Origin of the sequence: Rubrivirga sp. SAORIC476 (assembly GCF_002283555.1) — a bacterium.
In the GTDB taxonomy this organism is placed as follows: domain Bacteria; phylum Bacteroidota; class Rhodothermia; order Rhodothermales; family Rubricoccaceae; genus Rubrivirga.
In genome coordinates this window covers 452040-470544 of record NZ_MVOI01000006.1, presented here as the reverse complement: position 1 = coordinate 470544, position 18505 = coordinate 452040, and the positions used below count along the sequence as shown (strand labels likewise).

Here is an 18505-nt window from a genome sequence, read left to right as displayed (position 1 = left end):
CGATCTAGCGCTGCCCCGTCACCCAGCGCGCCCCGTTGCGAACGAGCCGCGCCGGTCGTGCGGCGATGCGCCGCGCCCGGGCGGCAGCGCCCGGGCGGAGGTCGGCCTCGGCGAGTTCGCCGCTGGCCGGGCTCACGAGCAGGTGCCAGAGGTGGCGGAGACGATCGCCGGAGCGGTCGTAGAGTCCCGCCCCGAGGGCTGCCGTGGCCGGGTGCATCTGGCGCTCGTGGTCGGGCGTCTCGGTGAGGCACCAGCCCGCCAGCCGCCGCAGCCGCGGCAGGTGCGCCTCGATGCGGGGGCGGACTGCCTCGGGCACCGGCGCGCCCAGGAGGCGGTGGGCGAGGTACGGCCCCAGCAGGACGGCCCCTTCGAAGCCGTCCGCGGCGGCCAGCGCGACGACCTCCTCCCAGGCGGCCTCGTCGAGGCGCTCGGAGAGAGCCGCGGCGTCGGCGAGCCACGTCAGGCGGCGGTAGCCGTGCATGGCGCCGTGAGCGAGCACGAAGGCCGCGCCCGCAGCGGACACCCGCGTGTTGCGCCACGCCAGCCCCGTCGTGTCCACGCGCAGGTCGGCAGCGAGCCCCTCGGCGAGCGTCGACAGGCCGCGGTCGCGGAACGGCCGCCAGTGGATTTCGAGCGACACCCGCCACTCGGGGTGAATGAAGGCGGCGTCCTTGAGCTGGAACTCAGTCGCGACCACCTCCGCCTCGGCGGCCGTCAGGCCGCGGACTTTGCCGCCGCTCTCGAAGCCGATCCGTCCGACGACGGCGAACGCCTCCGCCAGCGCATCCGGGGCGACCAGCACATCGAGGTCGATGCTCGTCCGCCGGGCGGGGTCCCCGAAGAGCCAGGAGGCGAGCGCCGGCCCCTTGATCGGGAGCGCCGGTACGCCCGCCTCCCCCAGCGCCCCCAGCACGACGGTGAGCACCCGCGCCATCTCCAACTGCCGCCACGCGTTGTCCGCCTCGGCCTGCTGGAGCGCGTGGCAGAACGCAGAGGGGACCGTCGGCACCTCGCTGAGCGAGCGCGCGACATGCGGAACGAGCCGGTGCGCGAACACCAGCTTCCGAAACGTCGGCCAGTCGACGCCCTCGGTGGCCTCGGTCAGCGGTGGCGGGCACGTCCGGGCGCTGAGCAGGAGGAGGCGCGACTCCGGCCTCGCCCAGAGATCCCGCTCCAACGTCGTCGGCGGTCCGAACAGAGCGCTGCGCTCATCGGGACCAGAAGAGACGGAGGACGGCGGGCGGGGCATCGAGGCGGACGAGACGGCAGCGGGCAGGATACCGACCGGGGGGTCGGCACTCGGGTGCCCCAACGCACGACGCCCCCTGCAGGATCTCTGCACGGGGCGTCGTGTGGGACAGAATCGGACCGGGGTCACATCACGGCCACGATCTTCTGGCGGATCTGGGCGCGCGTCTCGTCGGTCCGCTCCTGAATCAGGGAGACCATCTGCCGGAGGCTGCCACGGGTCTTCTTGAGCCGCTTGTCGTCGAACTCGACATCGGACCACATCGCCTTGATGCGGTCTCGGAGTCGGCGCCAGTCGTTGTTCATCTTGGGGGTGGCCATGGGGAAGTGCGCTCTCCAGCGAGGGTCGTTGTGATTGTGTGGCAAGGGGTTAACGCGGAGTGCGCAGGGATTGTTGCAGATAAGACCGTTAGGTTTTCAGAATGCCCTGCGCTCGACCTCCGCAGGGCGGTCCAGTCGCTCGGCCGACCGACGCAACCATCCGGCAGTGACACAGTATGCTAAAAAACCAACACCCCTTCCTCCGTCATGCGCCTTCTCCTCTCCCCGCTCGCCCTCGGCCTGCTCGTGCTCGCCCTCGGACCCCGTCCCAGCGCTGCCCCCGATCCCTGTGATGTGGCCGGGACGTACGCCCTCGACCGCGCTCCAATCGTCGCCAGCGTGGTCGCCTCGATGGACGCCTCCCTGGCCGACCTCGGTCCACGCCCTCCCAGCGGCACGCTCGCCGCCACCCGGTGGACGGCGGAAAAAGACGCCTACGAAGACGTCCGCGCCGAGGCGCGAGACGGCGGCATCGTGCCCCACATGACGCTCGCGCTCTCGGAGGATGGCCGGGCCGTGCACCGCACCGCGGATGCCGAGGGGGCCGAGCGCACCGAGCACACCGGACGCTGGCAGGCCGACGCGGCCTGCCGGGTCGTCACGCTCGACATGGGCGACGAGGCGCCATCGACCGCCCGCATCGAGCGGGGCCGCCTCGTCTTCGACGACCATGACACGCGGCACCGCGGCCCCTTCAACGGCGTCGCTTTCGACCGGGTGCGGTAGGGCTGCCGGGCCATTCTCGCGTTCTCTTCGCCCGCCTCGGGGAGCGCGTAGGACCGGCGCGGGTAGCTTGGCTGCGCCGACCTTCGGTTCCGCCCCGGCCCCCCGAGACCCATGCAGATCACCCTCCCCGACGGCTCTTCCCGCGACCTCGCCGATGGCGCCACCGGCCGCGACCTCGCCGAGTCCATCTCGTCCGGCCTCGCCCGTGCCGCGCTGGCCGTCGAGGTGGACGGGGAGGTCCGCGACCTCGAACGCCCCCTGCCCGATGGCGCCACCGCCGCCATCCTGACGTGGGACGCCGATGGCGGCAAGCAGGCCTTCTGGCACTCGTCGGCCCACCTCCTCGCCGAGGCGCTGGAGGCGCTCTACCCGGGCGTCCGGCTGGGCATCGGCCCGGCCATCGAAACCGGCTTCTACTACGACGTCGACCTCTCGGGGACAGACCACCCGACGCTCTCGTCGGACGACTTCCCGGCCATCGAGAAGAAGATGATCGAGCTGGCGCGCACCGGCAGCACGTTCGCGCGCCGGGAGGTCTCCAAGGCCGACGCTGTCGCCTTCTTCGAGGAGAAGGGCGACCCCTACAAGCTGGAGCTGCTGGAAGGCCTGGAGGACGGCCAGATCACGTTCTATGAGCAGGGGGGGTTCACCGACCTCTGCCGCGGGCCGCACATCGCGTCTACGAAGCCGATCAAGGCGGTCAAGGTGATGAGCCTGGCGGGTGCCTACTGGCGCGGCGACGAGAGCCGTCCGCAGCTGACCCGCATCTACGGCGTCAGCTTCCCGAAGCAGTCGATGCTGACGGAGTACCTGGAGCGGCTGGAGCTCGCCAAGCAGCGCGACCACCGCAAGCTGGGCAAGGAGTTGGAGCTGTTCATGTTCTCCGACAAGGTGGGTCCCGGCCTGCCGATGTGGCTCCCGAAGGGCGCCCGCCTGCGCGAGACGCTGGTCGACTTCCTGAAGGAGGAGCAGGTGCGCCGCGGCTACGAGCCCGTCGTGACGCCTCATATCGGGCGGCTGGACCTCTACCGCACGAGCGGCCACTACCCGTACTACTCGGACAGCCAGTTCCCGCCGATGCTGGAGAGGGGCGGCGCGCCGATCCCGCACGGCGAGGACCCGAACGCGCGCAGCCACGAGGGACACGAGGACGAGCAGGGCTACCTGCTCAAGCCGATGAACTGCCCGCACCACACCCAGATCTACGACCACAAGCCGCGGAGCTACCGCGATCTGCCCGTCCGCCTGGCCGAGTTCGGGACGGTGTACCGCTACGAGCAGTCCGGGGAGTTGGGCGGCCTGACGCGCGTCCGCGGGTTCACCCAGGACGACGCCCACGTCTTCTGCACGCCCGCCCAGGTCAAGGACGAGTTCAAGGCCGTCATCGACCTCACGCTGACGGTCCTGCGCGCGCTCGACTTTCAGGAGTTCACGGCGCAGGTTTCGCTCCGCGACCCGGCCAACACCGAGAAGTACATCGGCGAGGCGGCCCAGTGGGACGCGGCCGAGCAGGCCATCCGGGAGGCCGCCGCCGAGATGGGCCTGGAGACGGTCGAGGAGGAGGGCGAGGCCGCCTTCTACGGGCCGAAGCTCGACTTCATGATCAAGGACGCGCTCGGCCGGAGCTGGCAGCTCGGGACGGTCCAGCTGGACTACAACCTCCCGGAGCGCTTCGACCTGACCTACATCGACGAGAACGACGACCGCGTGCGGCCGGTGATGATCCACCGCGCGCCGTTCGGCTCGCTGGAGCGCTTCATCGGCGTGATGCTGGAGCACACGGGTGGCAACCTGCCGCTGTGGCTGGCGCCGGTCCAGGTGAAGGTGCTGCCCATCACGGACGCCCAGAACGACACCGCCACGTCCGTCGCCGACGACCTCCGGGCCGCCGGACTCCGCGTCGAGGTGGACACCCGGAGCGAGAAGGTCGGGCGCAAGATCCGCGACGCCGAGGTCGAGAAGGTGCCGGTGATGCTGATTCTGGGCAAGAACGAGGCCGAGGCCGGCACCGTGAGCGTCCGTCGCCACGGCCTCGGCGACGACTCCGACCAGGGCGTCCAGTCGCTCGACGCGCTCCGGACGGCGCTGCTCGACGAGATCGCAAAGGGGATGGGCCGCGCGTAAGTCCGCCCGCCTCGGGACCTCTACGGGGGCACCGAGGCGGACAGGGTCGAGGTCGGACGGAGCCTGATCCCATCCCGCTTGGGCACCGGGCTGCCCCTGCCACCGTTCGAGCGGCATGATTCGACTCCTGTTTCTCTCCGCCCTCCTGGTCGGCCTCAGCGGCTGCGGCCCGGCCAAGTCCCTCGCCGTCGACGTGCTGGGGTACTCCGAGGCCTCGCTCCAGGAAGAAAACGTCCGCCGCGACGTCGCCTACCTGCCGGACGGCGACCCGAAGCACCGCCTCAACCTGTTCCTCCCCCTCGCCGACTCCGTGCGCGCGACGCCCTGGCCGGTGGTGATGTTCGTCCACGGCGGCGGGTGGACCGAGGGCGACCGCGACTTCTCGTTCGGCGGCGAGGACTTCTACAACAACGTCGGGCGCTACCTCGCCGGGCACGGCATCGGAACGGCGGTGATCAGCTACCGCCTTCTGCCGACCACCGACTGGCGGTCCCAGGTCGCGGACGTGGCGGCGGCGCTGGCGTTCGTGCAGGACACCATCGCCACATTCGGCGGTGACCCCGCCTCGGTCGTGCTGATGGGCCACTCGGCGGGCGCCCAACTGTCGGCACGCGTCGCCTACGACCCGGCGGTGCGCGAGGCCGCGGGCGCCATGCCCGTGTGCGGGCTCGTCAGTGTGAGCGGGGCCGCGCTCGACCTCGTGGACCCGGCGACGTGGGAGACTGGCACTCGGTTCGGCTACTACTCGGCCCTCTTCTCTCCGTCCAACGAGGACCTGGACGGGCCGCCCGAGACGCCGTACCCCTGGCAGGTCGAGGCCTCCCCGGTGAGCTACGTCACGTCGGACGACCCGGCGACGCTGATCCTCTATGCCGACGGCGAGGCGGCGCTCTTCGGGACCCAGGCCGCCGCGCTGGCCCGCGCGCTCCGCGCCGCGTCCGTCTTCCACTCGACGGCCGTGATGCCTGCCTTCAACCACGAGGTGGGCGTTCTGAACCTGAGCCACCCCGACCGGGTGGTTGGGCCGGAGACGCTCCGCTTCGTCCGCCAGCGGGACTGCTAGACGACCTGCGTGCCGTTGGCGACGGGTCGGTCGGGGCGGAGCACGATGGCGCCCTGGCTCGGGCTGACGGCCGCCAGCACCACCACCTCGGCGCCGCTGGGGACTACCACGACCTGCGTCCCCAGCAGATCCTCCGGCCCGTAGTTCTCGGTGATGTGCGAGACCGCTTCGCGGCGGCCCCCGCCCACGTCGATCACGAGGTGGAGCGCGTCGCCCTCGGCGACGGCCTCGACGACGGTCCCGACCCGAAGGTCGACAGTGGTGAAATCCATGGCGGTGCAGGCGGTGACGGGCGCAAGCTAGACCCGCCGCCCGCGCGAACACGCCTCACCGGCCGGTCGCGAGATACTCCGCGGCGTAGGGCGCCACCTCGGGTCGCAGGACGAGGGAGTCGGCGCACCCGGCGAAGGCCTCGCGGAGTGCGTCGGCAGGGACGAGGGGGTCGGGCAAGGGCGTCGCCCGCGCGACGCGGCCCGTCAGGTCCAGTGCACGGCGCACCGGCCCGACCGCCAGCAGCCGCGCGTATGCCCGGCTCGCGGCGCGATTCGCGGGCCCGGGCACGCGATCCAGCACCGGCCGCACGACGGCCGACAGGCGCGTGGTCGCCGCCAGCGCGTGCCCCGGCATGGACGCGTTGACCCGCCCGGGGTCGAATGGCCGGTACGGCAGGCTTCCGACCCGGCACAGCGTCTGCACGTACGCCTCCAGGTCGTCGCGCAGCATCTCGTACGGCAGCACCGTCACCCGCTCACGCCCGAACGCGGCCTCGTACAGCCCGATCACGCGGTCGTAGTCCATGAACATGCGGTAGCTCTTGAGCGCCTGCACGTTGGCGTCGGGGTCCCACGCCCAGCGTTCGGGGCGGCCAGCTTTGATGCGCTGAGCGACGAGCGAGCGGATGGCCCCCTCGAACCCGCGCACCAGGATCAGAATGTGGGCCGTGGGGAAGAGACGGGCCAGTTGCGCGCACGTCTCGGCCTGCCGCTGTCGCCCCGCGGCCAGCGTGCTCATCCGGGGCGGGTCGCCCGTCGGCCAGCCGGACCGGGGGGACCGCCCGTGACGCGAGAAGACGCTCACGAGGGCCTCGCTGCTCGACACCACCAGGCCGGGCTGCGGGCCGACGATGTCGTTCGGGATGTCCTCGATGTGCGCGTGCCCTGCGAACCCTCGCCGCGTGAAGGCGATGTCCTCCCGAGACTCGCACCACGCCTTGAAGAAGGTGGCGCCAGCCTTCGGATACCCGATGTGGATCAGGTGCGGAATCTCTCCGCGTCCGGCATCCGAGGCCGCTGCCGTATCGTGTGGATCCATGGAGAGACGGGCGGGGGCTGCGAAGATAGCCGCCCCCTCGCCGGGGTCCGTGCCGGGTTTTCGCAGCCTCTGCCCGAACCCCATTCCGCCTCAGACGTACCCAACCCATCCGCGGCCCCCCGTTTTGCCGCCCCATTCCACAACCCGAGAGGTCCACCATAGCCCGACGTAGATCCCGCCGGCCCGAGCCAAAGCGCCGCGAGCCCGACGCCAACATCAACGAGAACATCCGCGCGCCTCAGGTCCGCGTCGTCATCGACGGCGAGGGACAGAAGGGCGTCATGCGCACCGAGGAGGCCATCGACCTGGCCCGCAGCATGGGCCTCGACCTCGTCGAGATCTCTGCCTCGTCCGACCCGCCCGTGACCAAGATCATGGACTTCGGGAAGTTCCGGTACGAGCAGCAGAAGAAGGCCAAGGAGCAGCGCAAGAAGCAGGCCCACCAGGGCGAGCTCAAGGAGGTCCGCTTCCGCCCGCGCACCGATGACCACGACTACGATTTCAAGCTGAAGCACGCCCGCGAGTTCCTCGAGAAGGGGAACAAGGTCAAGGCGTGGGTCCAGTTCCGTGGCCGCGACATCATCTACAAGGACCAGGGCCTCGACATGCTGGAGCGCTTCACGGAAGACCTCGCGGACATCGCCAAGGTGGACCAGGCCCCGACCATGGAAGGCCGCCGCATGACGACGATGCTGACGCCGGATAAGAAGGGCTAGCCGACGTCCGGGTGCCCGCCTAGATGCCGAGGCGGATGGCCTCCAGCCCCCGAACACTCTGCGAAGACCCCGGGCGCCGGTTGGCGTGCCGCCCGGGTGCCTCTAGCTTCCCTGCCTCCCCGCCCGCCGCGTGTCTGCGGTGGGCGGTGTTGTCTGGACCCTCTCGCAAAGCCAAGAGATCGATGCCGAAGATGAAGTCGAACAGCGGCGCCAAGAAGCGCTTCTCGCTGACCGGGACGGGTCGCGTCAAGCGCAACAAGGCGTTCGCCAGCCACATCCTGACGAAGAAGTCGCCGAAGCGGAAGCGCAACCTCCGCGAGTCGACCCTGGTCGCGCCCGCGGACGAGAAGCGCATCAAGAAGCTGATCGCCAAGTAGCGACCGGGCTCGCTGCCCGCCGCGCCTTCCCTCCTCCTCCACCCTCACCACGGAACCAAGATGCCCAGGTCAAAAAACCTAGTGGCCTCCCGTCGCCGTCGCCGGAAGCTGTTGAAGCTGGCGAAAGGCTACTGGGGACGCCGTAGCAACGTCCACACCGTTGCGAAGATGAGCGTTGAGAAGGGCCTCCAGTACGCCTACCGGGACCGCCGTGCGCGCAAGCGCCAGTTCCGCCGCCTCTGGATCGCCCGTATCAACGCCGCCGCCCGTCAGAACGGGACCACGTACTCGCGCCTGATCTCCGGCCTCAGCAAGGCTGGGATCCCGCTGAACCGGAAGGTCCTCGCGGACCTGGCGGTCCACGACAAGGCCGCCTTTACGGCCGTGGTCGAGCAGGCCGCGGCGTAAGCCCCGGACCCGTTCGACCACGCGACTCCCGCTCGGCCCCGGCCCGGCGGGAGTTTTTGGTTCGGCCCTGTGGCGTGTTGCGTTGACGGCACCGCCTCACGCGCAGGCTCGCACGCCGCTACATCGAGACCACGTACCACGCACCACGGACCATGTCTTCGCTCGACGACTCGATCGCCGCCGTCCAGGCTGAGATCGACACGCTGCCGCTCACGACCGCCGACGAGGCCGAGGCCTTCCGCGTGCGCTTCCTCGGCCGCAAGGCGGGCGCCATCACCGACCTGTTCGCCCAGATCGGGACGGTCGCGCCGGAGGACCGCCGGGCGGCGGGCCAGCGCCTCAACGCCCTCAAGCAGGCCGCCCAGGACCGCCTCGACGCAGCCACGGCCGCCCTCGCCACCAACACCGAGGCGGGCGCCACCGACCTCGACCTGACGCTGCCCGGCCGCGTCCCCGCCCCCGCCGAGCGCGGCAGCCTCCACGTGCTGACGCAGACGCTGGCCGACATCCAGGCCATCTTCCAGTCGTTCGGCTTCGCCGTCGCGCGCGGGCCGGAGATCGAGGACGACTGGCACAACTTCAGCGCGCTCAACTTCCCGCCCGACCACCCGGCGCGGGACATGCAGGACACGTTCTTCCTGGAGCCGCCCCCGCCCGATGGACGCGGCGTGCTGCTCCGCACACACACGTCCCCGGTGCAGGTGCGCGTGATGGAGAAGACGCCGCCGCCGATCCGCGTGATCGCGCCCGGCCGGGTCTTCCGCAACGAGGCCATCTCGTACAAGAGCTACTGCCTGTTCCACCAGGTCGAGGGGCTGGTCGTGGACGAGGGCGTGAGCTTCGCCGACCTGAAAGCCATGCTGACGGCGTTCGCGAAGGCCTTCTTCGGCGCGAGCGACGGGCCGGCGCGGGAGGCGAAGATGCGGTTCCGGCCGAGCTTCTTCCCCTTCACCGAGCCGAGCGCCGAGGTCGACGTGTGGTGGGCCGACGAGGCCATGCCCGGCGGCGGGCGCTGGATGGAGATCCTCGGCTCCGGCATGGTGGACCCCAACGTGCTCGCCAACGTCGGCGTGGACCCGGAGCGCTTCACCGGCTACGCGTTCGGCATGGGCGTCGAGCGGATGGCGATGCTCCGCCACGGAATCGACGACATCCGGCTGCTGTACGAGAACGACGTCCGCTTCCTCAGGCAGTTCTAGAGGGATGCGGGATACGGGATGGAGGCATGCGGGCCGAGCGCCCTCCTCATCCCTCATCCCGCATCTCTCCATCCCTCTCTTCCCATGAACGTCTCCAACAACTGGCTCTCCGAGTACGTCGCCCACGGGCTGGACGCCGAGGCCCTCGCCGAGCTGCTCACGATGTCCGGCCTCGAAGTCGAGGACGTGGTCGCGACCGGACCGTCGCTCGACGGCGTCGTGGTCGGGCACGTGCTCGACGTGCGCCCGCACCCCAACGCCGACCGCCTGCGCATCTGCTCGGTCGACCTCGGCGACGCCGGGGAGCCGGTGCAGATCGTCTGCGGTGCGCCCAACGTGGCGACTGGCCAGAAGGTGGCCGTCGCGACCGTCGGCACCGAGCTGATGCTGCCCGCGCGGGACGGATCGGGGCTGGCGCCGGTGACCATCAAGAAGGGCAAGATCCGCGGCGAGGTCTCCTTCGGGATGATCTGCGCCGAGGACGAGTTGGGTCTCGGCGACGACCACGACGGCATTCTGGTCCTCGACGCCGACGCGGCGCCCGGCCAGCCGTTCGAGGCGTACCTCGCCAACCAGGGCGACCTGCCCGGCGACACGGTGATCGACATCGCCATCACCCCCAACCGCCCGGACGCGACGTCCCACATCGGGGTGGCGCGCGACGTGGCGGCGCTCACCGAGACGGCCCTCACACGCCCCGAGGTGGACATCCCGACGCTGGGCGGAGACGTGGATGACCTCGTCTCGGTCGACATCCAGGTGCCCGAGGACTGCCCACGCTTCGTCGGGATGGTGGTGCGCGACGTGACGGTCCAGCCGTCCCCGGAGTGGATGCAGGACCGGCTCCGGGCGGTCGGCCTGCGGCCGATCTCGAACGTGGTGGACATCACCAACTTCGTGATGCTGGAGATGGGGCAGCCGCTCCACGCCTACGACCTCGACCGGCTGGGCGGCGAGGTGGTCGTCCGCGCCGCGACCGCGGGCGAGACGATCAGGACGCTCGACGGCGAAGAGCGCACACTCCCCGAAGGGACCGTGGTCGTCGCGACGCCCGCCGAGGCCGTCGGCATCGCGGGCATCATGGGCGGGCAGAGCACCGAAGTGACCGACGCCACGACGACCGTCTTCCTGGAGGGCGCCTACTGGAACCCGTCCGTCATCCGGCGCGCGGCGAAGGCGCTCGGGATGCAGACTGACGCCAGCTACCGCTTCGAGCGCGGCGCCGACCCGACCCTCCAGCCGGAGGCGGTCGCGCGGGCTGCGGCGCTCGTCGCCGAGACCGGCGGCGGCACGATCGTGGACGGACGCATCGACGCCCACCCCCTCCCCTACACCCCCCGCACGGTCACCGTCCGTCCCGCGCGCGTGGCGGCGGTGCTGGGCATGGCCGTCCCCGAGGCCGACATCCGGCGCCTGCTGACGGCCATCGGCTTCGAGGTGTCCGAGACCGACGGCCTCGACGCGTTCGCCGAGGCGGCCATGCGCGAGGAGGGCGTCGACGCGGCGCTCGCCGAGGCGTCGGAGGCCGGGCTGACGGTCACCGTCCCGCCGTTCCGCCCCGACGTGGAGCGCGAGATCGACGTGATCGAGGAGGTCGCGCGGCTGTGGGGTTACGACCGGCTCCCGGCGCCCGCCACCACGCCGGTCCCGCTCACGCCCGCGGGCGACACGCCGGACGCCCGCCTGCTGGACCGGACGCGCCAGCGCCTCGCCGCGCTCGGCTTCCGCGAGATCGCCACCAACTCGCTCCTCCCCGCAGCCACTGCCGAAGCCTTCGCCGACGCCGCGTGGACCGGACTCGACGGCGAGCCGGTGGTGACCCTCAACCCGATCTCGCAGGAGATGGCCGCCCTGCGGCCGTCGCTTCTGCCCGGCCTGCTGACCGTGGCCAGCTACAACCAGGCGCGCGGCGCAGGCGCCCTCCGCCTGTTCGAGTGCGGCCACGTGATGCGGCGCACGGCAGATGCCAGCGGCACCGTCGAGGGCTACCACGAGCACAGTGCGCTCGTCCTCGGCATGAGCGGCACGACGCCCGCGACCTGGAACGGCCCGGCCCGCACGACGGACGTCTACGACCTGAAGGGCGTCGTGATGGACCTCCTGGCCGACCTCGGCATCGACGACGTCACGGAGACGCCGCGCCCGGCGCCCGACGGGGTGACGGCCTACGCGCTCGACCTCCACGCCGACGGTGTCCGCCTCGGCAGCGTGGGCCGGCTGGCCGACGACGTGGCCGACCGGGCCGACCTCACGGCCGAGCTGTTCGTGGCCGAGCTGGACTGGGACGCGCTCGCTCGACTCGCCACCCGCGCCGAGCCCCCCGCGTACCGCGCCATCTCCCGCTTCCCGACCGCGGAGCGCGACCTCGCCCTGGTGGTCCCGGAGAACCAGCCTGCCGCGCCGCTGCTGCGCACGATCCGCGAGGCCGGGCGCCCGCTGCTCCAGGACGTGCGCGTGTTCGACGTGTACCGTGGCGACGGCGTGCCGACGGGTCAGAAGAGCCTCGCCGTCGCGCTCCGGTTCGGCGCCGACAAGACGCTCCGCGACCAGGAGGTGGACGGACGCGTCCGTAGGATCGTGAAGATGCTGGAGGCGCAGCACGGGGCGACCCTGCGGTCGTAGCGTCGCTCGCCGCCCCCGCCCGCCTCGGCACCGAGGTGGGTCTGCTCGCCTCCCCTCCCCCTTCTTCCCGACATGCCCGACCTCCTCCGCCGCTTCCTGCAGGGCCTCCTCATGGGCGGCGCCGACATCATCCCCGGTGTCAGTGGCGGCACGATGGCCCTCATCGTCGGCATCTACAAGGACCTGATTGGCGCCATCGGCGACGCGTTCTCGGCCGTGCTGACGTTGGGGCGCGGGCGCGTCGGAGAGGCCATCCGGCAGGTCCGCGCGCTGAACTGGGGGCTGCTGCTGCCCGTCGCGGGCGGGATCGGCGTCGCCGTCGTGATCGGGTCGCTGTTCATCCCCGAGTTGCTGGAGGCGTACCCGGTCCAGTGCCGAGCGCTGTTCTTCGGGCTCGTCGCCGCGTCGCTCGTGATCCCGTGGCGCGAGCGGCACGCACACCGGCCGATGCACGTCGTGGTGGCCGTGGTGGCTGCCCTCGTCGCGTTCGTGCTCGTCGGCCTGCCGCGCAGCGGCGACGCCGCCGACCCGTCGCTGTGGCGCGTCGCCGGGACGGCCGCGGTCGCCATCAACGCCATGATCCTGCCCGGCGTCAGCGGTGCGTTCCTGCTGGAGGTGCTCGGCCTCTACCGCCCGACGCTGGAGGCGCTCCGCGGCCTCGACATCCCCTACGTGCTGGCGTTCATGGGCGGCGCGGGCGTCGGCCTGGGTCTGGCCGCCAAGGGACTGAGCTGGCTCCTCGACCGCTACCACGACTGGACGATGGCGGTCCTCGTGGGCCTGCTCGCGGGCTCGCTGCGCGCCCTCTGGCCGTGGGTCGCCACCATCGACCACGTCTCCTCCGACGGCACCGTCGAGGTCGTCCCCGACCCGTCGGTGCTCCTCGCGCCCGGCTCCGAGTGGCCCGTCGCGCTGGGCCTGGCGCTCCTCGGCTTCGCCTTCGTGACCGGCCTCGCCTGGGTCGGCCGCAAGCGCCTCGGGCACGGCGACGAGATCCTCGCCGCCGAGCACGACCAGATCCACGCCGAGTAGCCCATGCCGCCTCGGCCCCGAGGCCGACCCAGGCGCCTCCCGTAGGGGCACGCCGCTGGCGTGCCCGCTCACCGCCGAGGCACATCTGTGACGTTGACCGACGCAGAGCGCAGAGCGAGGCCAAAGCCGCTGACCTCGGCCAGAGCAGTAGCGAGCGACGCATCGAGGACCTGAGCCATGCGGGGATCAGCCTCCACCACCTCCGCCACTGACAGGAGGCCACCCTCTTGTCTAGGACCGACAACCCAGCGTGGCGACGGATACACCTCGCTCGGCTGTTTGCTCAGTAGCTCCATCCGCCCACCACCCTCATCCGAGTCCATGAAGGTGTAGCGCTCGGTAAAGTGGGTCCCCAACACGTCTGTGAACTGGAGTACTAGCACCGTCCACACAGACCGTCCCCCCTTGTTCGCTCGCACCGAATACCCTCGACCGGGCACCACCGACGGGATGTCGAAGCAGATCACCGCCTCATAGTTCTCCCACTCGACAGGCTCCTGCTCCTCCTCGTCCCAGACTGTCCCGTAGTTGTAGCTCAGCAGAATCCCGGAGACCTCGGTCGCCACCCGGCCTGTCACGGTGTACAGCGTCAGCGTCATCTGTTCCCCTCCGTCTGCTTCCTCCGCCTCGACGTACAGCCCGGGATACGCCTCCAGCCTCGCCTGCTGCACCAGCGCCGCCCGGCTGACCTCGTTAGCCGCCCGCGCCTCCGCCAGCGCCTCCCGGCTCACCCGGTTCGAGTCGTCCGCCGTCGCCACCGCGTCCCGGCTGGCCCGCAGCGACCGCCACGTCAGCCACAGCCAGACGACCGCGACACCCTCGCCGCCCTCCTCGCCGACGTCTCCGCCGCTGCCCTCGCTCAGGCCGATCCTACCCAGCCCATCACCGAGGTCAAAGCCGAACTCCGCGACGACGTCCGCACCCGCGTCCTCCACCTCGCCGCCGCCGTCCACTCCTGGGCCTCCCGCCGCGGCATGACCGAACTCGCCGCCCGCAACGACCTCACCCGCACCGAGGTCTACGCCCTCCGCGACTTCGACCTCGCCAAGCAGTCCGAGATCGTCGTCGCCGACGCCCGCGACCACCTCGACGGCGAGGACGGCCTCACCGCCCGCCAGAACGTCCCCTCCGACGAGGTCGATGCCCTCGATGCTCTCGACGACCGGTTCGCTGCCGACCTCACCACTCCCCGCACCGCCATCGTCGCCAGGAGCCGCGCCACCGCCGAGATCGCCGAGCACCTCTCCGCCATCCACCGCCTCCTCCGCGACCACCTCGACCCCGCCGTCGCCCGCCTCGCCGACGCCCACCCCGACTTCGCCCGCGAGTACCGCGCCGCCCGCGTCGTCGTCGACCGGGGCCGTCGCCCTGCCTCCGACGATCCCATGCCCGAGTAAGCTCCGTAGCGAGCCGCCCCTGGCGTGCCCGCCCATGCCGCCTCGGCCCCGAGGCGGGCGCCCTCAGCCCAGCGTCACCGCGTCCACCACCCCCACGATGGTCGCGTCCGCTGCTGTCAGCGCCTGCACGTCCACAAACGGCAGCGCCGCCTCCGCCGAGGTCACGTAGAGCACCGTGTCGCCCGGCCCCGCGTCGCACGTGTCCAGCGCCGTCGTCGGGCGCCCCGCGTTCGAGCCGTCCGCCCGGAGCGGCTGCACGAGCAGCATCCGCCGTGCCTCCAGCGACGGGTCCTTGACCGTCGCCCAGATCGACCCGATGACGCGGCCCAGCCTCACGCCGCCTCCGCTGCGACGCGGGCGTCCTCGTCCACGTCCAGCCGGTCCACGATGGCCATGATCACTGCGTCGACCGCCTTGCCCGTCGTGATCGCCGTCTGACGGCCCGACGAGCCCTGCGCCACCAGCACCCGCTCGCCGACGCCCGCGCCCACCGCGTCCGCCGCGATCACGACCGTGTCCAGCGGCGCCCCGTCGAGGTCCACCTCGCGGACGATCAGGAAGGTCATCCCGACCAGGCCGGGATCCTTGCGCGTGGCCCAGACGGTGCCGATGACGTCGCCGAGAAGCATGGGGGAAGAGAAAGCGTCTCCGAAGGTACGGGACCGCCGACCCTACCTGTAGCGCGACACCACCCTGTCCGCCTTCGATGGCCCTTCCACCGTCCACGTGACCTCCACCGCCTCGGGCCCGAGGCGGAGGGAGACGGCGTAGCGGTCCGGCGCGCACACGAACGGCGCGCGGCCCACCCAGGCGCCGCACACCCCCAGATCCAGCACCGCCGACGCCGGGACGTCCTGGCGCAGGATCTCGACCGCCAGCGCGGCGCCCTCCACCCACCACCGCGACGACGCCCGCCAGCGCATTGGGCGCCCGCCGTCCGCCGCCCACGTGCCCGCCTCGGTCATCACGAGCACATCCCCGTCCCAGGTCGCGTCGACGGTGCCCGTGCCCTCGCCCGCCCAGCCCGCGCCCGAGCGCAGCGTCCGCGCCACGTGCGTCGCGGCTGACAGTCGTGCCAGAACCCTCCGCGCGCGCTCCGTCGTCACGCGCCGCTCGCGGCAAACGCGTACACCACGTCGTGGGAGTTGCCCAGACCGGCATAGCACAGCCACCGCACCCCGCCGTCGGCCAGTCCGACCGAGTGGCCGACCTGCCCTCCCCGCGCGACCAGACCCAGGACCACCGTCCGCGCGATCTGCTTCGGCGCCCCCACCGCCGCCTCGGTCAGCCCCCAGTTCTGAAAGTCCGCTCGGATCTGGACCACCATCGACTTCGGCAACGCCGCCGGCAATGTCGATACGTACGGTGCGTAGTACCCGAAGTCCGTGTTGCCCGGCGGCAGCACGTGCCCGGGGTGGAAGACGGGGAAGTCCTTCACCAGCGCCGACGCCAGGGCCGCCGCGAGTTCCTGGTCCGTCGCCGTCGGGTCGACGGAGTCGGTGCCTGCAGCCTGGAGGAGAAGATGGAGGTCTGCCGACGCGAGAGCCATGGTCCCTGAGATGCGGGGCGATCAAGGTAGTCCGGATACGGAAGACGGCCTCACGGTCCGGCAGATCGCCGAAGCCGTGAGACCGCCTCACCGTCTGGAGCCGACTGGACCGTACCCGGTTACCCGATGTCGACGGACTCGACGGCGCCGAACACGTAGACGATGTCCTCGGTGTTGCCCAGACCTGCATAGCAAAGCCACGAGATCGAGGCGTTCGGTCCGTCAGCCGTGACGCCCGAGAACGCACCGGCCTGGCCGCCCTGCGCCACGAGGTTGGTCGTGATCGTCTTGCCGATCTGCTCGGCCACGTCGGTGTCCGTGTCGATCTGCCAGTTGGTAAAGTCCTGCAGGATCTGGTTCTTGACCGCCTGCGGGACCTCCCCCTGGCGCGCGTTGCTGAACGGCCCGAAGTAGCCGAACCCGCTGTTCTGCAGAGGCAGCGTCTGGCCGGGGTGGTACGTGCCGAAGTTCTCCGTCAGCGCGTCCTTGAGCGCCTTCTCCATCTGCTTGTCGATCGAGGTCGGGCTCGTCGGGTCGAGCGGCTTGCCTCCCGCCTTGTTGACGAGGTAGTTGGCATTCGTGATGTTGATAGTGATGTCAGTTTTCAGCATGGCTTCGAGCGGTTGAGGAAGGAAGGGTCGAGACGCAGTGTGCATCTCGACGGAGCGCAGGACCGGATGGCCATCCAGATGCACGAGCTGTCCTGCCCCACCATCCTAGCGAGAAGCCTCGACCGGTGAGTTCGTGTAATCCAACGGTTTACGTCACATCGTGCGATGCCACGACAGATGCACAGCGGAGACCACCGGTCGAGCCACAATCCCTCTACGAGGACTCGCGGCGGATCGCGACCACGGCCAGCGTGCAGCGGCTGACGCAGATCATGTGCCCGGCCTGGTCGCGTACCTCCACGCCCCACACCTGGCTCGTCCGCCCGACGTGGATCGGCGTGCCCGTCGCCGTCAGCAGGCCCTCCCGCATCGGGCGGAGGTGGTTGGCGTTGATCTCCTGGCCGAACGCTGTGTACCCGTCCGGCGCGGCGAGGTAGGCGCCCACGCTCGCGACCGTCTCGGCCAGCGCCACGGTCGCTCCGCCGTGGAGGTAGCCGAGCGGCTGGTGGTGCCGCGGCTCCACCGGCATCGTCGCCACGACGCGCTCCGCCGACCCTTCTACGATCTCCATACCCAGGGTGTCGCCCAGCGTCTCGCGGACGGGGAAGTCGGACAGGCTCTTGGGCATCGGCGTAAGGGGGCGAGAGGGGCCGTAGTCTACGCGCCGCCTCCCCCCTCCTTCCCCATGTTCGACGCCCTCCGCGACTGGTTCCTCGGCCTCGGCGCCCAGTACGGCGTCGACCCGCTCGTCTTCGGGGCCATCTACGTCGGCGCGATCCCGCTGTTCTTCCTCTCGCTGGCGTGGCTCGGGCGGAACGTGCGCGCAAAGAAGAGCCCCGTGCTGCCCATCCTGGCAGCCGGGGCCTGCTTCGTCTCGGCGTACGTCTACCTCATCCTCGCGGGCGAGAACGTGCCCGCGTGGGTCTACGGCTTCGTCGCGCTGCTCGTCGCCTTCGGCGCCTGGAGCACCGTCCGCTCCATCCGCAAGACCATCGACGAGGCGAAGGCGGACGCGGTGGGCTAGTTGAACGGGACCGTAACCCGGACCCCCACGACCGCATCCAGGAACTCGCCGAGGTCGCCGGAGATGGGCGCCCGCACGACGAGGCCCGGCCGGACCGGCCCCGCGGCCACGTCCGCCATCACGCCGACGAAGAGCTGCGTCTCGTCGCCCTCCTCCGTGAGCGGGGTGAGGCCCGTCAGGCCGCCGCCGAGGCGCGCCGCGCCGTTGTCGAAGAGGAGTTGCGCGGCGTACCCGAGGAAGGCCTCCGTCTCGTCGCCGGCCGTGTCGTCGGTCGCCACCAGCAGCTGGGGGATGGCCCGGAGGCGGACCGAGAGGCCCGGCGCGCCCAGGTCGACGCGGCCCTCAGCGAGCCCCGAGAGCGTAACGAAGTCGCTGACGTAGGCGCCGATCTGCTCGTAGTCGGTGAACACACCGACCAGCTGGGCGCGGGTACGGTCTCCGGACTCCGTCGAGGTCGGGACGCGGAGGTACCCGCCCAGCGTGACCGGCGAGGTCGGCAGGTCCGCCTCGACGCCGACCTGGAGGTTGCCGAGCGCCACCGAGGTCTCGCCGCTCGTCGCGCCCACCGCGATCGGCAGGTCGCCCACGATCCGGAGGAGCGGCCCGACCGGCTGCGTCGTCGAGAGCGTCCACGCGGATGTCAGGCCTTCGTAGGGGTTGCCCTCGGTGAAGAAGGGCCGGTCGGCTTTGATCGAGACCGTCGTGCCGTCGGTAGGCAGGTCCCAGTTGGACGGCTGGGCCGAGGCCGCAGAGACGAGGAGGGTGGCGAGGAGAAGG

General features: G+C 71.1%; 23 protein-coding genes. 11 read left to right on the top strand and 12 right to left on the bottom strand.

What is annotated here, in order from left to right; genetic code table 11:
* Positions 1–4: 4 nt before the first annotated feature.
* Both B1759_RS13635 and B1759_RS13630 read right to left on the bottom strand, forming a co-directional pair.
* Positions 5–1249, bottom strand: a complete 1245-nt coding sequence (locus B1759_RS13635; RefSeq protein WP_095515614.1) for a nucleotidyltransferase family protein — start codon at positions 1247–1249, stop codon at positions 5–7.
* 125 nt (positions 1250–1374) lie between these two features.
* Positions 1375–1569 carry a hypothetical protein gene (locus tag B1759_RS13630; protein ID WP_095515613.1) on the bottom strand — a complete coding sequence of 65 codons (195 nt, stop codon included), beginning with the start codon at positions 1567–1569 and terminating at the stop codon, positions 1375–1377.
* A 207-nt stretch (positions 1570–1776) separates the two neighbouring features.
* On the opposite strand from B1759_RS13630, the gene B1759_RS13625 reads away from it, so the two are divergent.
* The 3 genes from B1759_RS13625 (at position 1777) to B1759_RS13615 (ending at position 5482) form a co-directional block, all read left to right on the top strand.
* Entirely contained in the window at positions 1777–2295 is a 519-nt protein-coding gene (locus B1759_RS13625; protein WP_095515612.1) for a hypothetical protein, read from the top strand.
* A 111-nt stretch (positions 2296–2406) separates the two neighbouring features.
* On the top strand, positions 2407–4419 hold the full coding sequence (thrS, locus tag B1759_RS13620; protein WP_095515611.1) for a threonine--tRNA ligase: 2013 nt from the start codon (positions 2407–2409) through the stop codon (positions 4417–4419).
* 115 nt (positions 4420–4534) lie between these two features.
* Positions 4535–5482, top strand: a complete 948-nt coding sequence (locus tag B1759_RS13615) for an alpha/beta hydrolase (RefSeq protein ID WP_095515610.1) — start codon at positions 4535–4537, stop codon at positions 5480–5482.
* On the opposite strand, the gene B1759_RS13610 is transcribed toward B1759_RS13615, so the two are convergent.
* Positions 5479–5754: a hypothetical protein gene (locus B1759_RS13610; RefSeq protein WP_095515609.1), complete on the bottom strand. Its 276-nt coding sequence runs from the start codon at positions 5752–5754 to the stop codon at positions 5479–5481. The genes B1759_RS13615 and B1759_RS13610 overlap by 4 nt on opposite strands.
* 55 nt (positions 5755–5809) lie before the next feature.
* Positions 5810–6793 (bottom strand): sulfotransferase, encoded by a 984-nt coding sequence (locus tag B1759_RS13605; RefSeq protein ID WP_095515608.1) that lies wholly within the window; start codon positions 6791–6793, stop codon positions 5810–5812.
* A 134-nt stretch (positions 6794–6927) separates the two neighbouring features.
* Here B1759_RS13605 and infC point away from each other — a divergent pair, with 134 nt between their 5' ends.
* The 6 genes from infC (at position 6928) to B1759_RS13575 (ending at position 13147) form a co-directional block, all read left to right on the top strand.
* A complete protein-coding gene (infC, locus tag B1759_RS13600) occupies positions 6928–7509 on the top strand; it encodes a translation initiation factor IF-3 (protein WP_369811377.1) in 582 nt (193 codons plus the stop codon).
* 182 nt (positions 7510–7691) lie between these two features.
* On the top strand, positions 7692–7886 hold the full coding sequence (rpmI, locus tag B1759_RS13595) for a 50S ribosomal protein L35 (protein ID WP_095515606.1): 195 nt from the start codon (positions 7692–7694) through the stop codon (positions 7884–7886).
* A gap of 60 nt (positions 7887–7946) precedes the next feature.
* Complete coding sequence (gene rplT / locus B1759_RS13590; protein ID WP_095515605.1) at positions 7947–8294, top strand: 50S ribosomal protein L20; 348 nt, start codon at positions 7947–7949, stop codon at positions 8292–8294.
* Positions 8295–8446: 152 nt separating this feature from the next.
* Complete coding sequence (gene pheS / locus B1759_RS13585; RefSeq protein WP_095515604.1) at positions 8447–9493, top strand: phenylalanine--tRNA ligase subunit alpha; 1047 nt, start codon at positions 8447–8449, stop codon at positions 9491–9493.
* Positions 9494–9577: 84 nt separating this feature from the next.
* On the top strand, positions 9578–12115 hold the full coding sequence (gene pheT / locus B1759_RS13580) for a phenylalanine--tRNA ligase subunit beta (RefSeq protein ID WP_095515603.1): 2538 nt from the start codon (positions 9578–9580) through the stop codon (positions 12113–12115).
* A 72-nt stretch (positions 12116–12187) separates the two neighbouring features.
* Entirely contained in the window at positions 12188–13147 is a 960-nt protein-coding gene (locus B1759_RS13575; protein ID WP_095515602.1) for a DUF368 domain-containing protein, read from the top strand.
* A gap of 68 nt (positions 13148–13215) precedes the next feature.
* Here the strand turns inward: B1759_RS13575 and B1759_RS19755 are convergent, their stop codons facing one another.
* Complete coding sequence (locus B1759_RS19755) at positions 13216–14100, bottom strand: hypothetical protein (RefSeq protein ID WP_095515601.1); 885 nt, start codon at positions 14098–14100, stop codon at positions 13216–13218.
* Between the two features lie 21 nt (positions 14101–14121).
* Here B1759_RS19755 and B1759_RS13565 point away from each other — a divergent pair, with 21 nt between their 5' ends.
* Entirely contained in the window at positions 14122–14544 is a 423-nt protein-coding gene (locus B1759_RS13565; RefSeq protein WP_095515600.1) for a hypothetical protein, read from the top strand.
* Positions 14545–14607: 63 nt separating this feature from the next.
* Here the strand turns inward: B1759_RS13565 and B1759_RS13560 are convergent, their stop codons facing one another.
* The 6 genes from B1759_RS13560 to B1759_RS13535 all read right to left on the bottom strand — a co-directional run bounded on the left by B1759_RS13560 (position 14608) and on the right by B1759_RS13535 (position 17332).
* Entirely contained in the window at positions 14608–14880 is a 273-nt protein-coding gene (locus B1759_RS13560; protein WP_095515599.1) for a EutN/CcmL family microcompartment protein, read from the bottom strand.
* Positions 14877–15173 carry a EutN/CcmL family microcompartment protein gene (locus B1759_RS13555; RefSeq protein ID WP_095515598.1) on the bottom strand — a complete coding sequence of 99 codons (297 nt, stop codon included), beginning with the start codon at positions 15171–15173 and terminating at the stop codon, positions 14877–14879. The genes B1759_RS13560 and B1759_RS13555 overlap by 4 nt, the downstream gene beginning before the upstream one ends.
* A gap of 42 nt (positions 15174–15215) precedes the next feature.
* On the bottom strand, positions 15216–15596 hold the full coding sequence (locus B1759_RS13550; RefSeq protein ID WP_143537387.1) for a DUF6314 family protein: 381 nt from the start codon (positions 15594–15596) through the stop codon (positions 15216–15218).
* A gap of 50 nt (positions 15597–15646) precedes the next feature.
* A complete protein-coding gene (locus B1759_RS13545) occupies positions 15647–16093 on the bottom strand; it encodes a hypothetical protein (RefSeq protein WP_095515596.1) in 447 nt (148 codons plus the stop codon).
* Positions 16094–16212: 119 nt separating this feature from the next.
* On the bottom strand, positions 16213–16704 hold the full coding sequence (locus tag B1759_RS13540; protein ID WP_095515595.1) for a hypothetical protein: 492 nt from the start codon (positions 16702–16704) through the stop codon (positions 16213–16215).
* A gap of 214 nt (positions 16705–16918) precedes the next feature.
* Positions 16919–17332: a hotdog fold thioesterase gene (locus B1759_RS13535; protein ID WP_095515594.1), complete on the bottom strand. Its 414-nt coding sequence runs from the start codon at positions 17330–17332 to the stop codon at positions 16919–16921.
* Between the two features lie 57 nt (positions 17333–17389).
* On the opposite strand from B1759_RS13535, the gene B1759_RS13530 reads away from it, so the two are divergent.
* Positions 17390–17728: a hypothetical protein gene (locus tag B1759_RS13530; RefSeq protein WP_095515593.1), complete on the top strand. Its 339-nt coding sequence runs from the start codon at positions 17390–17392 to the stop codon at positions 17726–17728.
* On the opposite strand, the gene B1759_RS13525 is transcribed toward B1759_RS13530, so the two are convergent.
* Positions 17725–18505 (bottom strand): hypothetical protein (locus B1759_RS13525; RefSeq protein WP_158225257.1); only part of this gene is annotated, 781 nt, incomplete at its 5' end. The genes B1759_RS13530 and B1759_RS13525 overlap by 4 nt on opposite strands.